The sequence below is a fragment of the Vibrio sp. M250220 genome, from assembly GCF_036533795.1.
Lineage (GTDB): Bacteria > Pseudomonadota > Gammaproteobacteria > Enterobacterales > Vibrionaceae > Vibrio.
The window spans coordinates 1-915 of the sequence record NZ_JATABI010000153.1; the positions used below are offsets into that span (position 1 = coordinate 1).

Annotated in this window: 1 pseudogene; it reads right to left on the reverse strand. The window is 45.2% G+C overall.

The window, feature by feature from the left end:
* Nucleotides 1-92 precede the first annotated feature (92 nt).
* Nucleotides 93-915 (reverse strand): annotated as a pseudogene (locus tag QTN94_RS20080) (LysM peptidoglycan-binding domain-containing protein); the annotation flags it as partial.

A 915-nucleotide genomic window follows, 5' to 3' on the forward strand; every position in this document is an offset into this window, starting at 1 on the left:
CTGTCATACAATTCAGGATTCCGCTGCGCAGTACAGAGCACTGAACAAGCTTATTAGCCTCGAAAACGACCGCCTTACGGCGGTCGCTGTGGTTAAATATAGTAACCGTTATTTTTATTTAAATGCGCGATTTGCCGTTCAACTGTCTCCCTCTTCTGCCTCCAACTCCAACCAGAGCGTGGCGCAAACGGGTGCATTTGAGCAAAGTTAGCCTCATTGATTTCCTTCACTTGCGCCAGTTTTAATACCCAGTTGTTAAAGCTTGTCTGTTGTTCGCCATCTAAAATCGCATTAATGCGCGCTAAATTGTCAAACAACGCTTTGTCCTCTGCTTGTTTACCACCCAGCGGTTTTTCACCAGTAACATTCATGCGCGTGAGCACCTCTTCAAAACGTCGCCACGTTTTAACCCCACCAAGCAATAATATATAGATCGCCGTCTCTTGCTCCTCTTCCCATGACAAATAAAACGTCGTCACTAAAGTATTGAGCATAATGCCAACGGTTTCCGGTAATAATTCTTCAAACGGCACCTCACCGGTCACATCGTTCCCATTAGGGTTGAAATGCTTAGTGATCCGCTGTGCCAGCTGACGGGCTTCCTTTTTCTTCTCGGATTCACTCTTCCAATTTTCTAACCTATCATCCCACCAAATATTGATTGATTGACGGCTGTTCATTACCGCCTGTTTAAGTGCTTCTTGTGGATTAGCAATCATATCGCTAGCAAAAGCCATATAACTAGACAGCATAAGGTGCTCGTAAACGCGACTATCTATATTATCCAGTACGCGATAATCGGTAGCTTTTAAGCCTTTAAAAAGGATAACCGCGAGTTGCCATAGCTGCTCAAAATCAATCACAGTACCAAAGCCACCACTGGCGCCAGGGCCAAACACCAGACGACCAGAACAG